22 protein-coding genes are annotated in these 18,736 nt (G+C 68.6%); 17 read left to right on the top strand and 5 right to left on the bottom strand.

What is annotated here, in order from left to right:
- The first annotated feature begins 6 nt into the window (after nucleotides 1-6).
- The 10 genes from IG02_RS38060 to IG02_RS0133075 all read left to right on the top strand — a co-directional run bounded on the left by IG02_RS38060 (nucleotide 7) and on the right by IG02_RS0133075 (nucleotide 8,241).
- Nucleotides 7-957 carry a hypothetical protein gene (locus IG02_RS38060; protein WP_051766065.1) on the top strand — a complete coding sequence of 317 codons (951 nt, stop codon included), beginning with the start codon at nucleotides 7-9 and terminating at the stop codon, nucleotides 955-957.
- Nucleotides 957-2,057, top strand: coding sequence for a hypothetical protein (locus tag IG02_RS0133115; protein WP_030756525.1), 1,101 nt, complete (start codon nucleotides 957-959; stop codon nucleotides 2,055-2,057). Before IG02_RS38060 ends, IG02_RS0133115 begins: the two co-directional genes overlap by 1 nt.
- Nucleotides 2,057-3,646, top strand: a complete 1,590-nt coding sequence (locus tag IG02_RS0133110; RefSeq protein ID WP_030756522.1) for a hypothetical protein — start codon at nucleotides 2,057-2,059, stop codon at nucleotides 3,644-3,646. Before IG02_RS0133115 ends, IG02_RS0133110 begins: the two co-directional genes overlap by 1 nt.
- Entirely contained in the window at nucleotides 3,643-3,999 is a 357-nt protein-coding gene (locus IG02_RS41880; RefSeq protein WP_037805013.1) for a hypothetical protein, read from the top strand. The genes IG02_RS0133110 and IG02_RS41880 overlap by 4 nt, the downstream gene beginning before the upstream one ends.
- 148 nt (nucleotides 4,000-4,147) lie before the next feature.
- A complete protein-coding gene (locus IG02_RS0133100) occupies nucleotides 4,148-4,972 on the top strand; it encodes a hypothetical protein (protein ID WP_030756519.1) in 825 nt (274 codons plus the stop codon).
- Nucleotides 4,973-5,322: 350 nt separating this feature from the next.
- On the top strand, nucleotides 5,323-6,291 hold the full coding sequence (locus IG02_RS43740) for a LysM peptidoglycan-binding domain-containing protein (RefSeq protein WP_063756884.1): 969 nt from the start codon (nucleotides 5,323-5,325) through the stop codon (nucleotides 6,289-6,291).
- A 24-nt stretch (nucleotides 6,292-6,315) separates the two neighbouring features.
- Nucleotides 6,316-6,687, top strand: coding sequence for a hypothetical protein (locus tag IG02_RS0133090; protein WP_051766063.1), 372 nt, complete (start codon nucleotides 6,316-6,318; stop codon nucleotides 6,685-6,687).
- 24 nt (nucleotides 6,688-6,711) lie between these two features.
- Entirely contained in the window at nucleotides 6,712-7,026 is a 315-nt protein-coding gene (locus IG02_RS0133085; RefSeq protein WP_030756511.1) for a hypothetical protein, read from the top strand.
- Nucleotides 7,027-7,759: 733 nt separating this feature from the next.
- Nucleotides 7,760-7,915: a hypothetical protein gene (locus tag IG02_RS41875; RefSeq protein WP_158712422.1), complete on the top strand. Its 156-nt coding sequence runs from the start codon at nucleotides 7,760-7,762 to the stop codon at nucleotides 7,913-7,915.
- Between the two features lie 113 nt (nucleotides 7,916-8,028).
- The gene (locus tag IG02_RS0133075; protein WP_030756507.1) at nucleotides 8,029-8,241 is read left to right on the top strand and encodes a hypothetical protein; all 213 of its coding nucleotides are present in this window, start codon (nucleotides 8,029-8,031) and stop codon (nucleotides 8,239-8,241) included.
- Between the two features lie 125 nt (nucleotides 8,242-8,366).
- Here IG02_RS0133075 and IG02_RS0133070 read toward each other — a convergent pair whose 3' ends face one another.
- The 3 genes from IG02_RS0133070 to IG02_RS0133060 are packed head-to-tail and all read right to left on the bottom strand — an operon-like array spanning nucleotide 8,367 to nucleotide 9,396.
- Nucleotides 8,367-8,624, bottom strand: a complete 258-nt coding sequence (locus tag IG02_RS0133070; protein ID WP_158712421.1) for a hypothetical protein — start codon at nucleotides 8,622-8,624, stop codon at nucleotides 8,367-8,369.
- Between the two features lie 11 nt (nucleotides 8,625-8,635).
- Nucleotides 8,636-8,965, bottom strand: a complete 330-nt coding sequence (locus IG02_RS0133065; protein ID WP_030756504.1) for a DUF6354 family protein — start codon at nucleotides 8,963-8,965, stop codon at nucleotides 8,636-8,638.
- Between the two features lie 14 nt (nucleotides 8,966-8,979).
- Nucleotides 8,980-9,396: a hypothetical protein gene (locus IG02_RS0133060; RefSeq protein WP_030756501.1), complete on the bottom strand. Its 417-nt coding sequence runs from the start codon at nucleotides 9,394-9,396 to the stop codon at nucleotides 8,980-8,982.
- Between the two features lie 417 nt (nucleotides 9,397-9,813).
- Here IG02_RS0133060 and IG02_RS0133055 point away from each other — a divergent pair, with 417 nt between their 5' ends.
- From IG02_RS0133055 to IG02_RS41870, 4 genes are all read left to right on the top strand, one after another.
- Nucleotides 9,814-10,083 carry a hypothetical protein gene (locus tag IG02_RS0133055; protein WP_158712420.1) on the top strand — a complete coding sequence of 90 codons (270 nt, stop codon included), beginning with the start codon at nucleotides 9,814-9,816 and terminating at the stop codon, nucleotides 10,081-10,083.
- A 766-nt stretch (nucleotides 10,084-10,849) separates the two neighbouring features.
- Nucleotides 10,850-11,305 carry a hypothetical protein gene (locus tag IG02_RS0133050; protein WP_030756497.1) on the top strand — a complete coding sequence of 152 codons (456 nt, stop codon included), beginning with the start codon at nucleotides 10,850-10,852 and terminating at the stop codon, nucleotides 11,303-11,305.
- 269 nt (nucleotides 11,306-11,574) lie between these two features.
- Nucleotides 11,575-12,759: an integrase gene (locus IG02_RS0133045; protein ID WP_158712419.1), complete on the top strand. Its 1,185-nt coding sequence runs from the start codon at nucleotides 11,575-11,577 to the stop codon at nucleotides 12,757-12,759.
- The gene (locus tag IG02_RS41870; RefSeq protein WP_037805009.1) at nucleotides 12,756-13,886 is read left to right on the top strand and encodes a hypothetical protein; all 1,131 of its coding nucleotides are present in this window, start codon (nucleotides 12,756-12,758) and stop codon (nucleotides 13,884-13,886) included. Before IG02_RS0133045 ends, IG02_RS41870 begins: the two co-directional genes overlap by 4 nt.
- Nucleotides 13,887-13,914: 28 nt before the next feature.
- Here the strand turns inward: IG02_RS41870 and IG02_RS0133035 are convergent, their stop codons facing one another.
- Entirely contained in the window at nucleotides 13,915-14,103 is a 189-nt protein-coding gene (locus IG02_RS0133035; RefSeq protein WP_037805008.1) for a DUF6011 domain-containing protein, read from the bottom strand.
- Between the two features lie 138 nt (nucleotides 14,104-14,241).
- Complete coding sequence (locus IG02_RS0133030) at nucleotides 14,242-14,640, bottom strand: WYL domain-containing protein (RefSeq protein ID WP_030756488.1); 399 nt, start codon at nucleotides 14,638-14,640, stop codon at nucleotides 14,242-14,244.
- Nucleotides 14,641-14,846: 206 nt separating this feature from the next.
- On the opposite strand from IG02_RS0133030, the gene IG02_RS0133025 reads away from it, so the two are divergent.
- The 3 genes from IG02_RS0133025 to IG02_RS0133015 all read left to right on the top strand — a co-directional run bounded on the left by IG02_RS0133025 (nucleotide 14,847) and on the right by IG02_RS0133015 (nucleotide 18,696).
- Complete coding sequence (locus tag IG02_RS0133025; RefSeq protein ID WP_030756486.1) at nucleotides 14,847-15,554, top strand: hypothetical protein; 708 nt, start codon at nucleotides 14,847-14,849, stop codon at nucleotides 15,552-15,554.
- Nucleotides 15,555-15,634: 80 nt separating this feature from the next.
- Entirely contained in the window at nucleotides 15,635-16,894 is a 1,260-nt protein-coding gene (locus IG02_RS38050; protein WP_051766058.1) for a hypothetical protein, read from the top strand.
- Between the two features lie 32 nt (nucleotides 16,895-16,926).
- Nucleotides 16,927-18,696, top strand: a complete 1,770-nt coding sequence (locus IG02_RS0133015) for a DNA cytosine methyltransferase (protein ID WP_037805006.1) — start codon at nucleotides 16,927-16,929, stop codon at nucleotides 18,694-18,696.
- Nucleotides 18,697-18,736 lie beyond the last annotated feature (40 nt).

Here is an 18,736-nt window from a genome sequence, read left to right as displayed (position 1 = left end):
ACAGCCGTGGCCCTGAATCCGATCCCGATCGCCACCACCGGCGGCACCCACACCGCGCAGCAGTTCCGGATGCTCGTCAAGGACCTGGCGCGCGCCCAGCAGGGCGTCACCACCGGCACGGACCTGAAAGCGTCCGCCCTGCCGACCCCTGGCGGCGGCATCCAGATCGCAGCCGGATCCGCCGTCATCACCGGCCGCGTCAACCCGTTCCAGGGCACCTACGCGGCGTACAACATCGGCTCCGACACGGTGAACATCGCCGCCACCGGCGGGACCGCCCGCTCCGACATGGTCGTCCTCCGCGTCGAAGACCCCGCCTACGAGGGCAACCGCGACCCGACGGTCGACCCGATCGTGTTCTGGGAGGTCATCCCGAACGTCAGCTCCACGGCCACGACCGTGCCGGCGGGCTACTCGGCCGTACCCATCTGCCGGATCGACATCCCCGCCTCCACCGGCACCATCACCAACGCGTACATCAAGGACCTGCGGACCATCGCGAACCCCCGCCGGGACCGCATCCTCACCCCCTACTACTACTCCGGGTCCCTGGTCGAGATCAGCGGCACCTCCGAGACCTGGCGCACCCACCCCAACACCACCCTCGCGACCCTCGCGATCCCGTCCTGGGCCGCCACAGCGAAGATCGTGTTCGGGGTGACGAACCTCCGCCTCGACGGCGGGTACGTATTCGGCGGGTTCCGCTTCATGCTCGGCACCGTCGAGGCCACCCAGGGCGTCAACATCGACGACAACCAGTCCACCGGCGTGCGCCGCATCTACACCGAGATGGTCGAAACGATCGACCTCACCACCACCGCCGGAGCCGTGATGCGCGGCACGAACCAGCCGATCGTCGCCCGCATGAAGACCGCGGCCTCGAACAACGGGAAGATCGGCGTCGACAGCAGCACCACATTCAAAGTGGACGTCGAGTTCCTCGAAGGCCGACTCTGATGGCCGCGCGCTGGCGGTACTGGACGCAGCACGCCCTCACCGGCGAACTCCTTCACCCGGCGCTGCCCCTTTCCGACGTTGAGTTCGGCCGCGAGTTGAACGGCCCCGGCAGTATGACCGGCACGCTCGCCCCCCGCTGGGCCACCGCGAACATCAACGTCCTCGACCCCGGCCGCACCCTCATCTACGTCGAAGCAGACGGCTACCTCCGCTGGGGCGGCCTGATCTGGGTCACCTCCCCCGAGGACACCCGGTATCGGATCGAGGCCGCCGGCTGGTCGTCCTACCTGACCAAACGGCACGACATCCACGGCAACCTCAACGGCCGCGGCCCCTACACCTACGGCGACCCCTGCCAGATCATCCGCGACATCTGGGCCTACGCCCAGGAACAGCCCGACGGAACCCTCGGCGTCACCGTCGACACGACTACCTCCAGCGCGAAAGCTGGCACCCCGGAAGAACCGTGGCGCTCCTACTGGTACGAGACCCCCGTCCTCGGCGAGATGGTCGACGACATCGTGTCCGAGGACGGCGCCCCCCAGTACACGAACAGCTGCACCTACCAGTCGAACGGCACCGTCCGGCGCCGTATCGTCCTCGGCTACCCGCGGCTCGGGGCCCGCCGCACCGACATCACCTTCCGCAGCGGCGTCAACATCGTCCAAGCGCCGCCCGTCACCTACTCGGCAGACGACTACGCCAACGTCGTCATCGCCACCGGCTCCGGCGAAGGCACCGCAACCCGCTTCGCCGTCGACCCCGTCCGAGACGGCCGCCTCCGCCTCGAGAGCGTCCTCGCCCTGCCCACCGTCAACGGCAACGACACCCTCGGCCGCCGCGCCGCCGCCGAACGCAAACGCCGCCAGATCATGGGCGACGTCCAGCAGATCACCGTACGAGACCACCCCAACGCGCCCCTCGGCTCGTGGCAGATCGGCGACGACGTGCAGGTGGCCGTCCACAACGACTGGATCTCCTGGTCGGGCTGGGCCCGCATCACCGCCGACTCGTACAAGCCCGGAGACGCCGACGACCAGGCCACCTTGACCCTCGCCCGCGCCGACTCCTTCCACTACGGCCCCCCGGAGAACCTCTGATGCCCTCACTCGCTGAAGAAGTCGCCCGTCTGCGCCGGGAAGTCGCGCAGATCAAGAAGGGGCAACGGCTCGCGCACGGCGCGAGCATCGAAGACGCTGCGATCGAAGTCCGCGACGGCACCGGCGGTCTGCGGGCCATCGTCGGGCAGCAGGGCGACGGCACCACCGCAGTGAACATCGTCAACGGCGCCCCGCCCCCGGTCCCCGCCACGCCCACGGCCGGCCCGGCCCTCGGAGGGATCGCCGCCGCCTGGGACGGCACCTTCGCCGACGGCGCGGTCATCCCCCTGGACTGGGCCCGGGTCGAAGTCCACACCGACCCGGCCGCCGACTTCACGCCGAGCCCGGAAACCCTCCAGGCGACGATCGAAACCCCGCAGGGCGGCATCATCTACATCCCGGCCACCGGCCCCCTGTACGTACGACTCCTCGCCCGCAACACCTCCGGCACCGCATCCGCCCCCACCACCGCGGCGGGACCGTACGCGCCGCGCCCGGTCGCGGGCGACATCGGCATCGGCGAGATCACCGAAACCCTCATCGCGGACGGCGCCATCACCACCCCCAAGGTGTACGCGAACGCGATCACCACAGCGCTGCTCGCCGCAGGAAGCGTGGATGCGACCGCCCTGAAAGCAGACGCCATCACCGGCAAAACCATCACGGGCGGCACCATCACCGGATCCGTGATGCGCACCGCCGCGTCCGGGCAGCGCGTCGCCATCAACGAGTCCGGCTCCAACTCCGTCAAGGTGTACGACGCGACACGCGAGATCGCATCCATGGACGCAGCCGGCCTGAAACTCACCGGCACCGGAGGCGGCACCCTCACCCTCGACCCGAACAGCGCCTACCCGAACTTGCGCTTGTCCAGCACGGATGGTACGAACAGCGCCCTCGTCAACGTCGTCGCCAACACCCCCGGGTCCGCGAACCTGGGACTGTTCAGCGGCACCTTCACCGGCAGCGGCTTCACAGACATGCGCTGGCGGACGTTTTTCGGCGAGGACTTCTGGGCCGCCGAACGGCTCCGGAACTCCAGCTCGTCCACCTACGTCGGAGGACGCATCTACCTGAACGACACCACCGCCTCCTTCGGATACGCCGACGCCACAGGAACGACGCAGCCCGCTGACGTCGTCATGACGCCAGGTCTCGCGAAGACTCGCGCGAAGGTCACCATCCAGCCCAACGTCGGCGACGCCAACACCGTCCTGTTTATTCAGCCTGGCCCCAGCCACACCGGCTACGTGATGCGCTACTGGGACCCCGACGCGGGACGCTACCGATTCACCATGGACAAGGCCGGCAACGTCGATGTGAACGGCATGCTCACCGCCGGAAACATCGCCTCCGGCCACAGCACAATCACCCCGTCCGCCGTCAACACCCCCACGTCGATCACCGTCACCGGATTCAGCCTGGCCGGCAGCACGTTCAGGGCCGTCGCCACGGCGAACACGTCCGCCCCTGGAACCAACGTGACCGGCGTCGGATGCACCAACGTGACTGCCACCAGCATGACCCTCTGGCTCACCCGCACCAACATCGTCGCAACCGGAATCGATTGGATCGTGATGTCCGCATGAGCACCGAACCCGTTGAGGAGAACATCTCAGACGCGCCCCAGCCGGAGGGGGACGATCCAGTCGAGCCGGACCCGATTCCAGACCCCGAGCCGACACCGGAACCCGAGCCTGAGCCCACCCCGCCACCCGAAGCACCCGACCTGCCGGACAACCCCATCGTGTTCCAGCCCGCCAAGTGGTACTCCGTCACCTGGACATGCCGCACCGCCGGCTGCCCCAACCTGAACATCGTCGGCGAAATCGGCCTGGTGTACTCCAACGCCGGCATCGTGCGCGTATTCGACGCAGCATGCGGAAGGGACACCACCATCCTGTCTGCGGTCCTCCTCGACCCTCAGCCGGAGATGAGCTGACCAGAGGCAACCTCTGGCCTGCACGCCCGTACGCTGAACCACGAGGGCGACCCTCCGCCCCGCACCACCCCCGAGGGACTGCCGCCGGCTAGGCCGGAGCAGACGAACCGTCACCAGCTCTGCGCGGGGAGTGCAGGAGCACGGGCGAATGCCCACCAACCTCACAGTGCGCACCTACAACACGCCCGACCACCTCGGGCGTCATCAGGTGCTGGACCCGCGCAGTCTCGCCTACCGCCGCCCCTACGATGGGCAGCCGCTGCGCGCCACCGAGTGGGAACCCCGCCTCCCCGTCCTTGACCAGCGCAACCTCGTCACGCAGGGCATCCGTACATCCGTGCAGTACGGACTGGACGACGACCTGGACGCCCTCTCCTCGTGCACCGGCAACGCCGCCACCACACTCCTGTCGATCCTGCTGCCCAAGGCCCAGGCGCGCGCGGTCGGACTGGACACCGACGACACCGCGGCCGCCGAGCACTTCGCGATCGGCCTCTACGCCGACGCAACCGCCCACGATCAGTGGACGGACGCCGTCTGGCCTACCCAGGACACCGGTTCCTCCGGGCTCGGTGTCGCCAAAGCCCTACGCGACCGCGGCCTCATCGACCAGTACGGGCACGCCACCACAGCGCAGGAACTCTGCATGCTCCTCCAGACCGGCCCCGTCCTCATGGGCATGCCCTGGCATTCAGCCTTCACCCAGACCGGCCCGGACGGCTTCCTCGACGACGATCCGAACTGGACGTCGTCCCCACTCGAGGGCGGCCACGAGGTGTGCGTCACCGCCCTCGAAACGGTCGCCATGGACGACGGCACGCTGCTCCCCGACTACACCGTCATCCGGTTCAGGAACTCGTGGGGCACCAGCTGGGGCGACCACGGCGACGGTCGCATGCGCCTGGCCACCTACCAAGCCATCCGTACACAGATCGACCTTATCCAGCCCCGCCGAGACGGAGTGACCCTGTGACCAGCTACCACGTCGCCGTCGACCACATAGACCCCGACACCCTCAAGACCACCAGCACCTACTACGGCACCGTCAACCAGGCCCACACCGACGAGGTCCGCGCTATTGCCGCTCTTGAGGCGACGCCCCGGCACGTCAAGGAGCATCCCCGCCAGGCCGGTGCCTTCATGGTGCTCCGCGACGACGGCGACCTGGACGTGTACGTGCCGGTCGACGCACCCGACGACCAGATCCACAAGCCAGGCCTGGCAACAGCGGAACCCGGGCCCGAGGACCTGCCGCGCGGTACGGCCGGGCCCGCCTACATCTCCGGCGCCACCCGCTTCGGCGGGCAGTCCATCGGCGGCGCCATGGACACCCCCGGCAACCCGCCGCGCGCCACCTGGCACACCACCGAGTCCCCGGCCGGCGGCAACTACTTCACCTCCATCGCCGCCTACCTGATACGGGTCGGTGCCGAGCCGCAGGTCATCTACGACCCGGTCACGGACCGGATCGGCCAGTTCGGCCCGCTCACCCAGTCCGCCCGGGCGCTCAAGAACGACGGTGCCCGCCGCACGAACCGCGAGGGCCGCGTCAACATCCAGGTCGAAGTCCTCGGCCGCGCCGCCTCCCCGTGGACCAAGGGGTTCGACCCGTCGGCCAAGCCGAACTTCCGGGCCCTGCTGGCGGCGATGCGCGCGCACGGTATCCCCGACGTGTGGCCGGCCGGGAAGCCCCCGGCGACCGCTGCGCTGGCCGCATCCGGGTCCCGGTCCCGAACGACGTGGCAGTCGAAGGGCGGCCACTACGCGCACGCCCAGGTACCCGGCAACGACCACTGGGACCCGGGCGCGATCGACACGGGCATCGTGCCCGGCAAGCCCACCGGCAGCACAGGGACCGAAGGCGGGGCCAGCTCGAGCGGCACGTACACGGTGAAGAAGGGCGACACCCTGTCGACGATCGCCTCCCGCTACAAGACCACTGTGGCGAAGCTCGTGGCCCTCAACGGCCTCAAGGACCCGAACAAGCTCGCGGTCGGGCAGAAACTGAAGGTTCCCGCCGCACCCGGCACGCCGAGCGCGCAGTTCGAACCGTTCCCGGGTGCGGCCTTCTTCCACACCGGCCGCAGCTCGGCGATCGTCACCGCGATGGGCCGCCGCCTGGTCGCCGAGGGATGCGGCAAGTACAAGTCCGGCCCCGGACCGAACTGGACGCTCGCCGACAAGGCCAGCTACGCCGCGTGGCAGCGCAAGCTCGGCTACTCCGGTGCCGGCGCCGACGGCATCCCCGGCAAGACCTCATGGGACAAGCTCCGCGTCCCGAAGTCCCTCTGAACCGTCTCTCATCTGGAGAATCACGTGAAGACACCCACCCTGTTCGGGCGTGAACCGTCGGCGATCCTCGGTCTCGTCGCGGTCGTCGTCCAGTTCGTCTCGGCATTCGTCGTCGAGGTCAGCCAGGACACGCAGACCGCCATCAACGTGGCCGCCGCTGCGGCGGTCGGCCTGATCGTGGCGTACATGGTCGGCGACGGACTGCTGGCCGCGCTTACCGGGTTCGCTCAGGCCGCGCTCGCGCTCGGCATGAACCTCGGCCTGGACTGGACGGCGGAGAAGCAGGCCGCCGCGATGGCGTTCGTGACGGTCGTCGCACAGTTCTGGCTGGTCCGCTCGCAGGTGACCGCACCCGTCCCGGCGGGAGGACGGCCTCGGCCGACTGCGGTGTCCTGACCTTCCCTGTATCCGGAGCACAACATGGCTGATGAGCCGTCTCTGGGAGAGCTGGGGCGGCTCATCCAGCTCATGCGTGGCGACATCCGCGACGACATGGCCCAGATCAACTCCCGCTTGGACCGCATGGTCTCCACCGACGTGTACGGGGTGGAGAAGGCGGCGCTCGAGCGGCAACTCGCCGATTTGAAGAAGGACGTGGAGGGTGTGCAGGCGCTGCGAACCGCGGACGCCGACCGGGTCACCCAGACCCGCCGGTGGCTGTTCGCCTCAGTGGTCATCCCGGTACTGGGGCTGATCATCCCCATCGTGTTCTTCCTGGCAGGAGGAAAGGGATGAGAACTACCAGGCTGGAGGCCCGTCAACGGCGGAAGCGCGGGAACTACCTCGCCGGCGCCGCCACGATGGTTGCCGCGCTCGCTCTGGGCTCGATCGTCACCGGGTTCGTTGTGCTCTCCAACGACCTGGACGCGGCGAATCAGGCGCGTGACGCTCTCGCACGTCAGGTGCAGGGGCTGGGGGAGAAGCCCGTGGCGGGGCCGCCCGGGTCGCGTGGCACGTCCGTGGCCGGGCCGCCGGGCCCCGCAGGATCGCCCGGGCCTCCGGGGGTGCCGGGGAGGGCTGCGCCTACGCTGACGCCGAGCCCGGGCCCGACCGGGCCGGCTGGCCCACCGGGCCCCTCCGGGATACCCGGCGCCGACTCGACGGCCGCAGGGCCGCCGGGGCCTGTCGGGGCGTCGGGTGTTCCCGGTGCGGCGGGCCGGGACGGCGCACCCGGGAAGGACGGCCAGGACGGGAGCCCTGGCCCGTCGGGCAGTGACGGTACGGACGGGGCCCCGCCAGCGCGCTGGACGTACACCGACCCGCAGGGCGTCACGTACACCTGCGTGCCCGCCGACGACTTCGACGCGGACGCCCCTCAGTACGCCTGTACTCCGGACGTGGAGCCGTCACCGCAGGAGCCCTCCCCGTCTGCTCCACCCGTTACGACCGAACCGTCGGCTTCCTCCTCGGGAGTGCTCCCGTTGAGGCTGCTCTCTGACCGTCTCTGATGATGAGGAAGGTGAGCCTCGTGTCTACCGAGCCAGAAGATGAGCTGGGTCCGGTGGTCGTTCCGCCGGTCTTCCCCGGGGTGAACGACAGCGGTACGGCTCCTCCACCGGAGGAACCTGAGCTGGACTTCGGCATGACCGTCGAGACTGCTCAAGGAACAGCAGAAGTCCAATAAATATTCACCACAAATAACCCGCGCTTGCGCCCAGCCCTCCACCACCGCCCCACCCATCGACCTGCACGTCAGTTCAACATCAGGCCCCCGCACCAACAAAGAAGGGACATTCCATGCCGCTCACGGTTCCCGGTCTCGCATCTCGCTCGACGCGGTGCACGGTGTCGATATCCAGCGCGGATGCTGGCGTTGGCTTCACCTTCACGTTGACGCCTCAGCAGGTGGAGGCGTGGTCAGATCAGGATCTGCTGGACCGGATCGACGCGTTCAAGGTGGGGTTGATGGGGTTCTTGCCGTCGGGGGCGGATGTGCAGGTGCCGGAGTGACGTAGGCTCCGACATGCCGTGTGCCCCTCCCCACTGTTCCTGGGGAGGGGCACACGGTTCGTTGCCGGGTCAGCGCCAGTAGAAAAGTGATGACGCCGGCTTCGTAGCGTGGAGCTTGAGGGGCATCACTTCTCAGTGCTGGTGCCGTGGACGGCAAGGCAGTTGGAGCACCAGCGCTGCGCCTCAGCCGTTCGCTCCAGGGGTACCTCGGCCAGGTCGATCGGGATTTCTCGGAGCGAACCGGGCGTGGTGATGCCCTCCGTAGTACTGCATGCGATCGGGTGCCAGTCGCACCCGCCGTTGCACTGCTCCGGTTCGGCGGCCTTGTGCCAGATGATGATGGTTCGGTCGCCCTCGCGGACGCGCTCCTGAGTAGCAAGCATGATCGGTATCCTCACTTTTCGATGCGGAAGGTGTGGAGGGCTGCGCGGGCGTAGTCGGCGGGTGTGGCTCCGGGCCGGTGAACGTCGGAGATGGCCGCGAGCAAGGCCAGGTAGAGCGGGTCACTGTCGGTCGAGTCTTCCAGCAGTTCGAATGCGGAGGAACGTAGTCGGTTGAGGCTTACGGAGGTCTTCTTTCCGGTCGGGCCGCCGAGGTCGTGCTCGACGACCAGCTCTGCCCGGGCGTCTCCGACGCTGATGACTCGGAGACGGCGGTCGCGGCTTTTCATGTCGGGGGCGAGATCTCGGTACAGCTGCCGGACGGTGATGGCAGGACGTGTCATTGGGGTCGGTATCCTCACTGCTGTACGTTGCGGATGGCTGTCTGGAAGACGGGAATCAGGTCGGCGGGCATCTCGTACCCTTCGACCTTGCCGAAGCCGGGCCCGAGGGGCTTCACCGGCTGGTCGATGCCCTCGGGCCAGCGGCCGAGCATCTTGCCGCGCTGGAGGATGCGGCTGAGCGGGGCGCTGTGACCGCGGAGGCTGTCGTCGGGGTTGTCGCGGAGGGCGTCGGCCGGGACCATGCCGCCGCGCTGGACGGCTTCCTTGACGATGCGTCGGGCGCGGGCGGGCAGCATTCGGAAGTAGTGGGTGGCGCGTTCCTCGTTCCACCTTGTGTCGGTCTCGATGTCCTCGGTGTGTTCGGCAAGGAGAGTGATCAGCTTGTCCTGGAACTCAGGGGTCGGGTCGTCCACGGTGACGGTGATGCGCACGGTGTCTCCTACTCGGCGTGCCAGTTGCTGTCGGTACGGACCCAGCGGAGCCACTCGCCCCACTGACGGTCCTCCCACTTCTCCACGACGATGCGGTTCGCGGTGGTGGTCTGCTTTTCCGCCTCGACTGCGTCGCGCGCGGCGGCTTCGGAGCGCTGTGGCTTCTCGATGGGCCCGCCGGGTGACGGGACGACGATGCGCCAGATCTTCGACGGGCGGCGTACGGCTATAATCCCTCCCCTTACATTGGACGTGAACTTACGTGCTCTAACGAGAACGGTAGTGCACCCGCATACTTCTGTCACTCGTTTACTCGCGCTAGTTTCACGTTAGTTGGCGCGCAGCCTTCCCCGGGAGTGCGCAGCGTGGTTCACGATAAGCTCACATATCACCAAGGAAGATAGGTAAAATGTGACTATGCCTCACATGCACCCGATGGAGATCGCGTACCGCAACGGCGCCGTCCGCGTGCCAGATGACATCGCCTCCGAGATCTGCGAAGCCACCAACAGCAGCATCCCAACGGGCTGGCCCGAGTTCACCGACCCGGAAGGGGACGTCTGGGCTCTCACCGGGGAGACGCATGACGGCGACTCGGTCATGCTTCCGTGCGCGTCTGACATGGACCCCATGCTCCGTCGCGACGTAGAGCGCGAGTTCGGCCCCCTGATGGCGTCTCGTCCGTGAGTACCGACCAACCTCCCCGCCAGAGCGGACGAACCACCGCTGCTGCCCGAGCGGTTTCACTGCAAGGCAGTGACTTCCCAGTTCCTCGCCGACCGAATCGCCGACCTCGGCCCGGCCGCGAGCGCCGACCCGTTCGATGCCAGCGAACGAATCGTGTGCCCCTTCCCCGGGGCCAGTGGGGAGGGGTGTCAATCCCTGCTGTGTAAGACGTCAATCTGTCGGCCCCGGCGTGTAGACATGGTGGTCGGAGTTCCAAGTGCAGCTGCTGCAACGCGTGGGGTCCGTGCCATGGTGGTCGCGAGCGTGACCGCAGACGCACGACGGAGCGTTGCTGATACGCGGTAGTCCTCCCAGGCCCTCGTACACCTTCGGGCCCGTGAGGACTTCCAGGAACGCCATCACGTTCTGGCGCTTGGTCGTATCTTCTGGCGTTCCTTCATGTAGTGCGACTACAGAGTCGAACGCTGCTACGAGTACCGCGAGCGCGGAGACGACTTGAGGGCTTTCACCGCTTTCTGCCAGGCACTTTCGGATGGTCTGTTGATTCATCCATCGGCTTCCTTCGACGGAGTCGAGTGCCGGCAGGTATCCGAGCTTCATGAGCAGATCCGTAGTAGTCATGTCCTCAATGCTGGCAGTGGATGGCAGGCTCGTTGCCTCCGGCTTGGGCCAAGGGAGGAGAACTGCCCGAGCAGGAGAACCGGGCCTTCGAGGTAGGGTTTGTGATCACCTCGTATAAATTTCCCTATCTGAAGGGGGAGGGCTTATGGGGAGCGACGAGCCGGACGCGCATCCTGTCGATCTCAATCACCCGGCGATGGTGTTCATGCGGCAGATCCAGGACCTGTCTGAGTCCCTCGACCGAGCCGAGGCCGCAGCGGCCGAGAGCGGCCAGCCATATGAGTCGGAAGTACACGAGGCGGCCCGGCTACTCCTCTACTCCGCTGGGAAGTTCACCATCAGGCAGGTGACCGAGGTGACCAACCGCAACGCCTTTCACTGGGTGCTGACCGTCACCGGTACGGTGGCCGGCCGCCAGACGCTCCTCGGCGCGCGTGGTGTCGTCCGGCCCGAGAGCGACGACACTCGCCAGTCCATATGCGACCGGCTCGTCGATTCCCTGTGCGCGGATTCGGAGCGGGCCACTGGCAAGCCCTATCTCGACGCCAAGGTCCTGTTCTTCGACCTACAGCTCAACGTGCTTCCCGATCCCGACCTTTGATGCCCCGACGCCGAAAGGGTCCAGTGCCCGCCGATCTCGCGTCAGTCGCCGGCTCGGGGAGCGCGGGTGCTCCGGCTTAGCCGGCAGGAAGAACCTGCCTGAGCGGAGAATCGTTCCTGACGAAGGTCTGGGGAGTCATCCCCGTTTTCGGAGACATGACCGGGTCATGTTGTGCCGTCAGAGGGAACGAGCATCCTGGCTCCAGATAACGTTCATTCTGTAGAGTGATCACCGCGCGGGGGAGCGGACGCGGAAGGAACGTGACGGCCGTGAACGACCTGGACTCGGACGAGGTACTCGACGTCGAACTGGTCAACGACCACCTCCCTGCACTTGCCAACGCCGAGAGCCTCGCCGTTCCCGGCCCGGACGGCGACCCCGACGCGTGGCTCTCGCCCGAAGCGCAGGAAGACGTCAAGGCCGGCATCACCGAGGGGACCCGCGACGGCTACGAGGGCGATATGCGGCGCTTCGCCGAATGGTGCGCCACGGTCGGCCGTCGGCCCATGCCCGCGGCGCCCCAGACCGTCACCGAGTACTTGTCCTACCTGAAGCGCACCCCGCGGGCCCGCACCGGGAAGCCTTACGGACCGCGGTCCATGGACCGCATCATCGCCGCGATCCGCTCCGCGCACCGGGCCGCCGGGCACAAGCCGCCCGACACCATGGGCGCCCGCAAGGTCGTCCTCGGCTACCGCGAGCAGCTCGCTCAGGCCAAGGACCCGGCGGCCGCGCCGCGCAAGGCCAGCCCAGCCGACCGCGAGGTCATCCGTCGCGCGCTGCGCGAACTCGACCGCAGCTCGCTGCCGGGGAAGCGTGATGCGGCCGTCATGCTCCTCGGGCACGCCGTCGCCTCCCGGGGCAGCGAGCTCAAGCCCCTCGACTGGCCTGGCAGCTTCACTGAACTCCCCGACGGTGGGCTGCGGGTGATGGTGTACCGGAAGAAGCGGAAGATGTGGCAGCCGGTCGATGTCCCGCTCGATCCCGATCCTGAGCTGTGCACGGTCCGCGCGGTCCGGGAGCTGGTGGCCGGGCTGGCGGACAACGGGCACGCCGAGGGCCCGCTGTTCGTCCGTATGGACCGGTGGGGCTATCTCAACCCGCCCATGCAGCGCGGCGGCGAGCCGATCGGCGATCCGGACGGGCGGATGACCGTGGAGGCGCTGTCCGACATCGTGCAGCGCTCCATCGAACGTACGGGCCTGCCTGGCCGGTGGCGGTCCCACTCCACCCGTCGCGGTTTTGTGAAGTCGTCCCGCAAGGCCAAGGTGGACCTCGTCCGGATCGGCCGGCACGGGGGCTGGGACGACAAGTCGAAGGCGCTCATCGGCTATGTGGACGAGGAAGATGCGGCAGGCGAGTTGAATCCGCTCGCGCAGATGGGCCGCGTGGCCGAGGCCGCGGCGCAGGCCCGCCCGTCCGACGGCTCCGTTCGTGGGGAGGAGAAGGGGTGACCGGGCGCCGCCAGTACCGTGCGCCAGCCGTACGGGAGCTCGCCGCGGTCGTCGACCAGCTGGCACCGGAGGTGTCCGGGAACCGGCTGAAGCAGCTGCGGATGATCGTCGGCATGTGGGACCGGGCGGTCGGCCGGGACGGGATGCCCGGGCCAAGGACGCGGTCCGCGCGGCGGCTGTTCCAGCCGGACGCGGTCGCCGAGTTCTGGGATCTCGCGGTCGAGGGGGAGCTGTGGGCGGACGCGGCGCGGCTGGGGCACGAGATGCCGCTGGCGACGCGGCGGATCGTCCGGGACTGCCTGCATATTCTGGCCCGCCGCATAGTAGGGAACCAGGGGGTTCGGCTGCCGCAGGTGGTCGAGCCGGGGCTGCGGGACACGACCACGCCGCGGCAGGAGGCGGAGCTGTTCCGGTTCCTGGTGTCGCTGGCGTCCGGGGGGCCGTTGGCGCGCGGCAGCCGGTCGATGACGGTTGAGTACCGTGCGCGGCTGCTGGCGTTGACGGCGGTGGCTCTGGATACGCGGTCGCGGGTGTCGGAGCTCGCGGCGATGACGGTGGCGGATCTGGGGGAGGACAGCCGGTCGGTGCGAGTGCGGCGCCGGCAGCAGAACGGCGCGCATCTGGAGCCGCTTGAGCTTGTGTTGCCGCTGCGGGAGGGTACGGGGGTCGCGTTGCGGCGGTGGCTGAAGTTCCGTGAGGACCTGGTGGCGCTTCCGGAGGGCGCGAAGAACGCTTTGTGGGTGACGCTGGCGCCGACGTGGTTGGGTCCGCCGGGGCTGCCGATCAGCGCTGAGGGACTCGGGAGGTCATACGTGCGGGGGGTGGTAACGCTGAACTACGTGATGGCGGGAAGCCCGGGGTGGGAGCCGCTTCCGTTGCAGTTGGAGGGGCTTCGGCGTGCGGCGGCGGTCCCGGAGGAGGAGCGGGTCCTGTTGGAGAAGGCCGCGCGGGAGGCTGCTGCCCAGCTTCCGAAGCGGCGGGGACCGCGTCCGCTGCCGCCGGACCGGCCGAGGGTTCACGGGCGGGAGAGCTGCTACAACACGGGGTGCCGGGAGCCGGAGTGCCGGGAGGCGGCCCGGAGGGGACGTGCCACCCGAAAGGCACGTGCCGCCCGGCGCCGGGCGTGAACAGCGCACGGGTAGCGGTCCCCGGCTTTCACAGTCCCGGTATCGGGTCCTGATCGGCGTCGTGCCGGGTGTGGCTGGTCCGGGTGTCGGGGTCGCATTCGGGGCCGAGGCGCCGGCGGCGGGATTCCGGGTCGGTCAGCTCGCGGCCGCACTCCTGGCACCAGACTCGTCGGCGTAGTCCGGGCGGGGTCGCGGTGAGGGCTTCCTGACGGTCCATGGCCGGCTTCCCGAGTGGTTCGTGAGCTGGGGCTTTCGGAGTGGCGCTGGTTTGGGCTACGCTGCGCGTGCGCGATCATTGTGACTTGAGAGGCCACCACCCGGTTCGGGGTGGTGGCCTTCGTCTTGTCTCCTTGGATCAGGCGGCGAGCGCGGTGTCGGTGCGGGTGACGCTGGTGCGGGGGAGGTAGTCGCGGCCGAGTTCGCGGGCGATGAGCTGGCGTTCGCTACGGACCACGATGACGCGTCCGGCGGGGGTTGTTGCCTCCGGCTGTTCGAGGACGTACGGGATGCGGTGGCAGGTGTAGGACGCGATGCGGTGGAGGAGGAAGCCGCGCGCTTCGCCCCGGAGTCGGCACATGGCGCGGATCTCGATGCGGCCGGACTTGGTGGTGCGGATGTCGCTGATCTCGATCGTGCGGATGGACTCGGTGCCGTCTTGGTCGAGGTAGGTGATGGTGACGGCGTGCTGGCGGTCGAGGGCGCGGTAGAGGTCGGTGAGGGTCCGGGTTTCGGTCTGCCGGTTGGTGTGCTTCATGGGTGCCCCCGCTGTTGTGGTGTGGACACCACCATACATGTGAAGCATTGCAAACACCATGCTTTGTAGGTAATCTGTTCCGGGAACGGCCCCTACAACGCATTGCATGCCCCATGCATAAGGAGGAAACTGGCGTGGCAACAGCCGCCCCCACGCGCCCGCCCGGCCGGCCCCGGTCCGAACGGCGCACACCGAGAGGACCATCCGTGGCCCGCCCCCCGATCCGACCCCACCTCACCTCAGCCGCCGCCCTCCTCCGCAAGGACGGCCACACCGCCGAGGCCGACGCCGTCGACCAGGTCCTCGCCCCCGGCGGATGGGACCGGCTCCGCCGTGAACAGGCCCCCGGCGAATCACCGTCGAACCTGGCGCTGATGATGGGCGACACAGTCCGCGAGCACATCCGGCACGCGGTGGCCGGCGCCAACGACGACCTCGCCGACCTGGCCCGCGAAGGACTGAAGGCGTACGTCGAAGGGCGCTTCGACCCGAACCCGCCCCCCGTCAACATCGGCAGCACGAAGGTCGCGCTGAACGTCCCGCTGGACCCGGAGTGGCGCCGCCTCGCCACAGAGAAGATCAAGGAAGAGACGGGGCCGCGCGGGAAGCGGCCCTCCCTGTCCCGGGTCGTGACCGCGTGGATCCTCGCCAAGTACCCCATGCCCGCCTCCGCAGACGCCGGTGAGGCGTGGGCCGACCGGAACACCCCGCACTGGGACGAGTTCATTGCGCTCGTCCGCGAGGCGGGCGAGGACGGCACCACCGTGGCGGCCGCGCTCCGGTCGTTCACCGCCGGCCACCCTGGCGTCACGCCGCCGCCGACCGCGACCATCCAGCGCTGGTTCGCCGGCCACCCGAACATCGTGAAGCCGTCCCGCGGCCGGTTCGTCTGGTCTGACGCCCCGGCCGAGTAAGCCCCCGTCGGGCGGGCCTGGACGCCGACAACCGGGCCCGCACCGGCCGTACACCGTCACAACCCCACACAGGAGACCTCATGGCCGCGGCCATCGAGGCCCCCGCCAGCAACACGGCGGAGGGCCCCACCTCGCACACCCAAAACCAGCTCGACGCCCTGGAAATCCTGCGGCGACCATTCCAGCCCAGCCAGATCTCCAAGCTCCCCAAGGTCTCGTGCACCAAATGCAGTAAGGCCCAGTTCAAGGTGTGTGAACAGCACACCCGACAGCGGTGCGATACCTGCGCTAGCACGCTGACGACCAAACACGTTCACCTGGACTACGTCGGGCATGCCGAGTTGACCGGCCGGCTTCTGGAAGCCGATCCGCTGTGGACCTGGGAACCCATGGCCTTCGACGCTGACGGCCTGCCCAAGTTCGACCAGGTCGGCGGCCTGTGGATCCGCCTGACCGTCGGCGGGCACACCCGGATCGGCTACGGCAACTCGGACGGTAAGACCGGCCCGAACGCCGCGAAGGAAGCCATCGGTGACGCGCTGCGGAACGCCGCCATGCGGTTCGGCGCGGCCCTGGACCTGTGGTCCAAGACCGACATGGACAAGGCCGCCGCCGAGAGAGACCAGCTCACCGCCGAGCCGTCCCGAGAGGACCGGCTGGACGACCTGTACTCGCTGATGCAGAAGCGCTGGGGCCATCTGGAAGGGCTCCGAGCGGTGAAGGTGCAGGTCGGCGAGGAGAACTTCCACGAGTCCCAGGTCCACGATGCACAGGGCACGCTGCGCCTGTTCGGCGAGCTGATCGACGACCGGATCCGCGAGCTGCTGGACGCGCAGAAGAAGGAACAGTTCCTGCGCCGCGTCCGTAAGGGCTGGGACGAACGGGCCGTCGTCGAGCAGCACCTGGCCGAGGCCCGCGAGAAGCGGCTGCTGGACCATCTGGTGCCTGCCGGGAAGGACAAGGTCCCCACGCGGATCGAGGACCTGCTGACGGACCGTCTTGCCGAGCTGTCCCCGGACAACGGCGAGAGCGACGGTTCCCAGAGCGAGGCGGGCGCTTCCGCCGCCGGCGCCTCGGCCGGGACCGACGACGAGGCGGCGGACAGGCACGTACAGCGTCTCATCGGCCAGGTCGCCAGTGAACGCTGCTGGAACAACCCGATCGCTCTGGTGCAGATCAAGGGCGACGCGGACAAGCACGGCGTCCTGGACCGCCAGGTGCAGGGCCCGGACGGAGCGTGGCTGCCGATGCGGAAGCTGCTGGACGGGCGGATCGCCGGACTGAACGAGCAGACGAGGAAGGCCGCGCCGGGCGGCGACACGGGAAGGGGAGCCGCCTGATGGCCTACCACGACAATGATGCCTTGACCGTTATGGATTGGTTCTGCGGCGCCGGGGGCTCCAGCCAGGGCATGCACTCCATCCCCGGCGTCCGTATGGAGCGCGCGGCGAACCACTGGGAGCGGGCGATCGAGTCGCACGCCGCGAACTTCCCCGATGTCGACCACTACCGCGGCGACATCCGCGACGCACCCGTCGAGAAGTGGCCGGTCACCGACATCTTCTGGGCGTCGCCGGAGTGCCCGCAGTGGTCGAACGCGCGGGGCAAGAAGCGTGACTTCGACGCCTCCATGCAGGGCGACCTGTTCGAGGGGTTCGGCCCGTCGGAGGAGGTGGAACGGTCCCGGGCGCTGATGGAGGAGGTGCCGCTGTACCTGCGCGGAGTGCAGGAGCGCGGCGGGCTGGTGAAGGCCGGGGTGGTGGAGAACGTCGTTGACGTGCGGGCCTGGGACCAGTGGGACCGGTGGCTTGGGGAGCTGCACAAGCTCGGATACCAGACCCGGGTCATCGCCCTGAACAGCATGCACGCGGACCCGAGGACGGTGCACAAGGCCCCGCAGTCGCGGGACCGGTTGTACGTGGCTTACTGGCACTCCTCGCTGCGGCGGGTCCCGGACTGGGACAAGTGGCTGCGCCCCAGGGCGTGGTGCCCGGCCTGCAAGGAGTGGGTGCAGGCGGTACAGCGGTTCAAGACGCCGGGCCGGGACATGGGCCGCTACCGGCAGCAGTACGTGTACCGGTGCCCGAACGTGTCGTGCCGGAACCAGGTGGTGGAGCCGGAGACCCTTCCGGCCGCCGTGGCGATCGACTGGTCGCTGCCGGGACAGCGGATCGGGGACCGGGCCAAGCCACTCGCGGACAAGACGCTCGCCCGTATCCAGGCCGGTCTGGACAAGTTCGCCCGGCCCATCACCCTGGAGGCGGCGGGGAACACCTTCGAGCGCAGGCCCGGCGTGCGCACCTGGCCCGTAGACGCCCCGCTCACGACGCAGACCACGACCCCGACCAAGGCCGTCGCCTACGGGCCGTTCATGGTCCCGGCCGGAGGGACCTGGCGGAACGACCCGTCCAGCGTTCTGGACCCGATGAGCTGCCGCACGACCCGCGAGAACGACGGCCTGGCGATACCGCCGCTCCTCATTCCGGTGGAAGGCCGCGAGGGGAAGGAACCAGCGTCCGCGAACAGTCCGCTGCGCACCCAGACCGCCCGCAACGAGACCGGCCTGGCGTGGCTGCCGTTCATGGTGACCATGCGGGGCGGCGGTGACCAGCTTCGCGGTCGGTCGATCGGCGAGCCGGTGGGCACGGTCTCCGCGAACGGCAATCACCACGGCCTGGTCATGCCCGACGCTGCGTTCGTCATGAGGAACAACGGCAGCGTCGGCGCCGGTGGCGAGCACTGCACCCCGGTCAGCGAGTACCTGCGGACCATGACGACGGCCGGCCACCAGTCGCTGGTCACCTGGGAGCACCTGCTGGTGCCGTACTACGGCAACGGTACGGCGCGCACGGTCCGGGAGCCGGTGGGGACCCTGTCGACGCGAGACCGGTACGCGCTGGTGCAGGGCAAAGTCGCCATCGAGGACGTGCGGTTCCGGATGTTGGAGCCCCACGAGATCGGCCGTGCGATGAGCTTCGCCGACCAGTACGTCGTGTTGGGCTCGAAGCGCGAGCGCGTCCGACAGTACGGCAACGCCGTGACCCCGAACTGCTCCGAGGTCATCGTCTGCGCGCTCGTCGAAGCCATCACCGGCGAGGACATCGACCGGTACGCCGCACCGGCCATGGCCACTGCCGTATAGCCCCCGCTCATCCCGGCGGGGCCGACTCTCTGCCGAAGGA

The organism is Streptomyces sp. NRRL F-5135, assembly GCF_000719775.1.
GTDB classification, from domain to species: Bacteria; Actinomycetota; Actinomycetes; order Streptomycetales; family Streptomycetaceae; genus Streptomyces; species Streptomyces hebeiensis.
The sequence above is the reverse complement of the archived record's forward strand: the minus strand, read 5'-3'. Positions and strand labels throughout refer to the sequence as shown.

Bases quoted from the DNA above. Each gene is read 5' to 3' on its own strand.
- IG02_RS0133110 (WP_030756522.1), top strand. From the start codon at position 2,057: ATGCCCTCACTCGCTGAAGAAGTCGCCCGTCTGCGCCGGGAAGTCGCG.
- IG02_RS0133075 (WP_030756507.1), top strand. From the start codon at position 8,029: ATGCCGCTCACGGTTCCCGGTCTCGCATCTCGCTCGACGCGGTGCACG.
- IG02_RS0133065 (WP_030756504.1), bottom strand. From the start codon at position 8,965: ATGACACGTCCTGCCATCACCGTCCGGCAGCTGTACCGAGATCTCGCC.
- IG02_RS0133085 (WP_030756511.1), top strand. From the start codon at position 6,712: ATGGCTGATGAGCCGTCTCTGGGAGAGCTGGGGCGGCTCATCCAGCTC.
- IG02_RS0133070 (WP_158712421.1), bottom strand. From the start codon at position 8,624: ATGCTTGCTACTCAGGAGCGCGTCCGCGAGGGCGACCGAACCATCATC.
- IG02_RS0133030 (WP_030756488.1), bottom strand. From the start codon at position 14,640: ATGAAGCACACCAACCGGCAGACCGAAACCCGGACCCTCACCGACCTC.
- IG02_RS0133055 (WP_158712420.1), top strand. From the start codon at position 9,814: ATGCCTCACATGCACCCGATGGAGATCGCGTACCGCAACGGCGCCGTC.
- IG02_RS0133015 (WP_037805006.1), top strand. From the start codon at position 16,927: ATGGATTGGTTCTGCGGCGCCGGGGGCTCCAGCCAGGGCATGCACTCC.
- IG02_RS0133100 (WP_030756519.1), top strand. From the start codon at position 4,148: ATGCCCACCAACCTCACAGTGCGCACCTACAACACGCCCGACCACCTC.
- IG02_RS43740 (WP_063756884.1), top strand. From the start codon at position 5,323: ATGGACACCCCCGGCAACCCGCCGCGCGCCACCTGGCACACCACCGAG.
- IG02_RS0133115 (WP_030756525.1), top strand. From the start codon at position 957: ATGGCCGCGCGCTGGCGGTACTGGACGCAGCACGCCCTCACCGGCGAA.
- IG02_RS41880 (WP_037805013.1), top strand. From the start codon at position 3,643: ATGAGCACCGAACCCGTTGAGGAGAACATCTCAGACGCGCCCCAGCCG.
- IG02_RS0133050 (WP_030756497.1), top strand. From the start codon at position 10,850: ATGGGGAGCGACGAGCCGGACGCGCATCCTGTCGATCTCAATCACCCG.
- IG02_RS38050 (WP_051766058.1), top strand. From the start codon at position 15,635: ATGGCCGCGGCCATCGAGGCCCCCGCCAGCAACACGGCGGAGGGCCCC.
- IG02_RS0133035 (WP_037805008.1), bottom strand. From the start codon at position 14,103: ATGGACCGTCAGGAAGCCCTCACCGCGACCCCGCCCGGACTACGCCGA.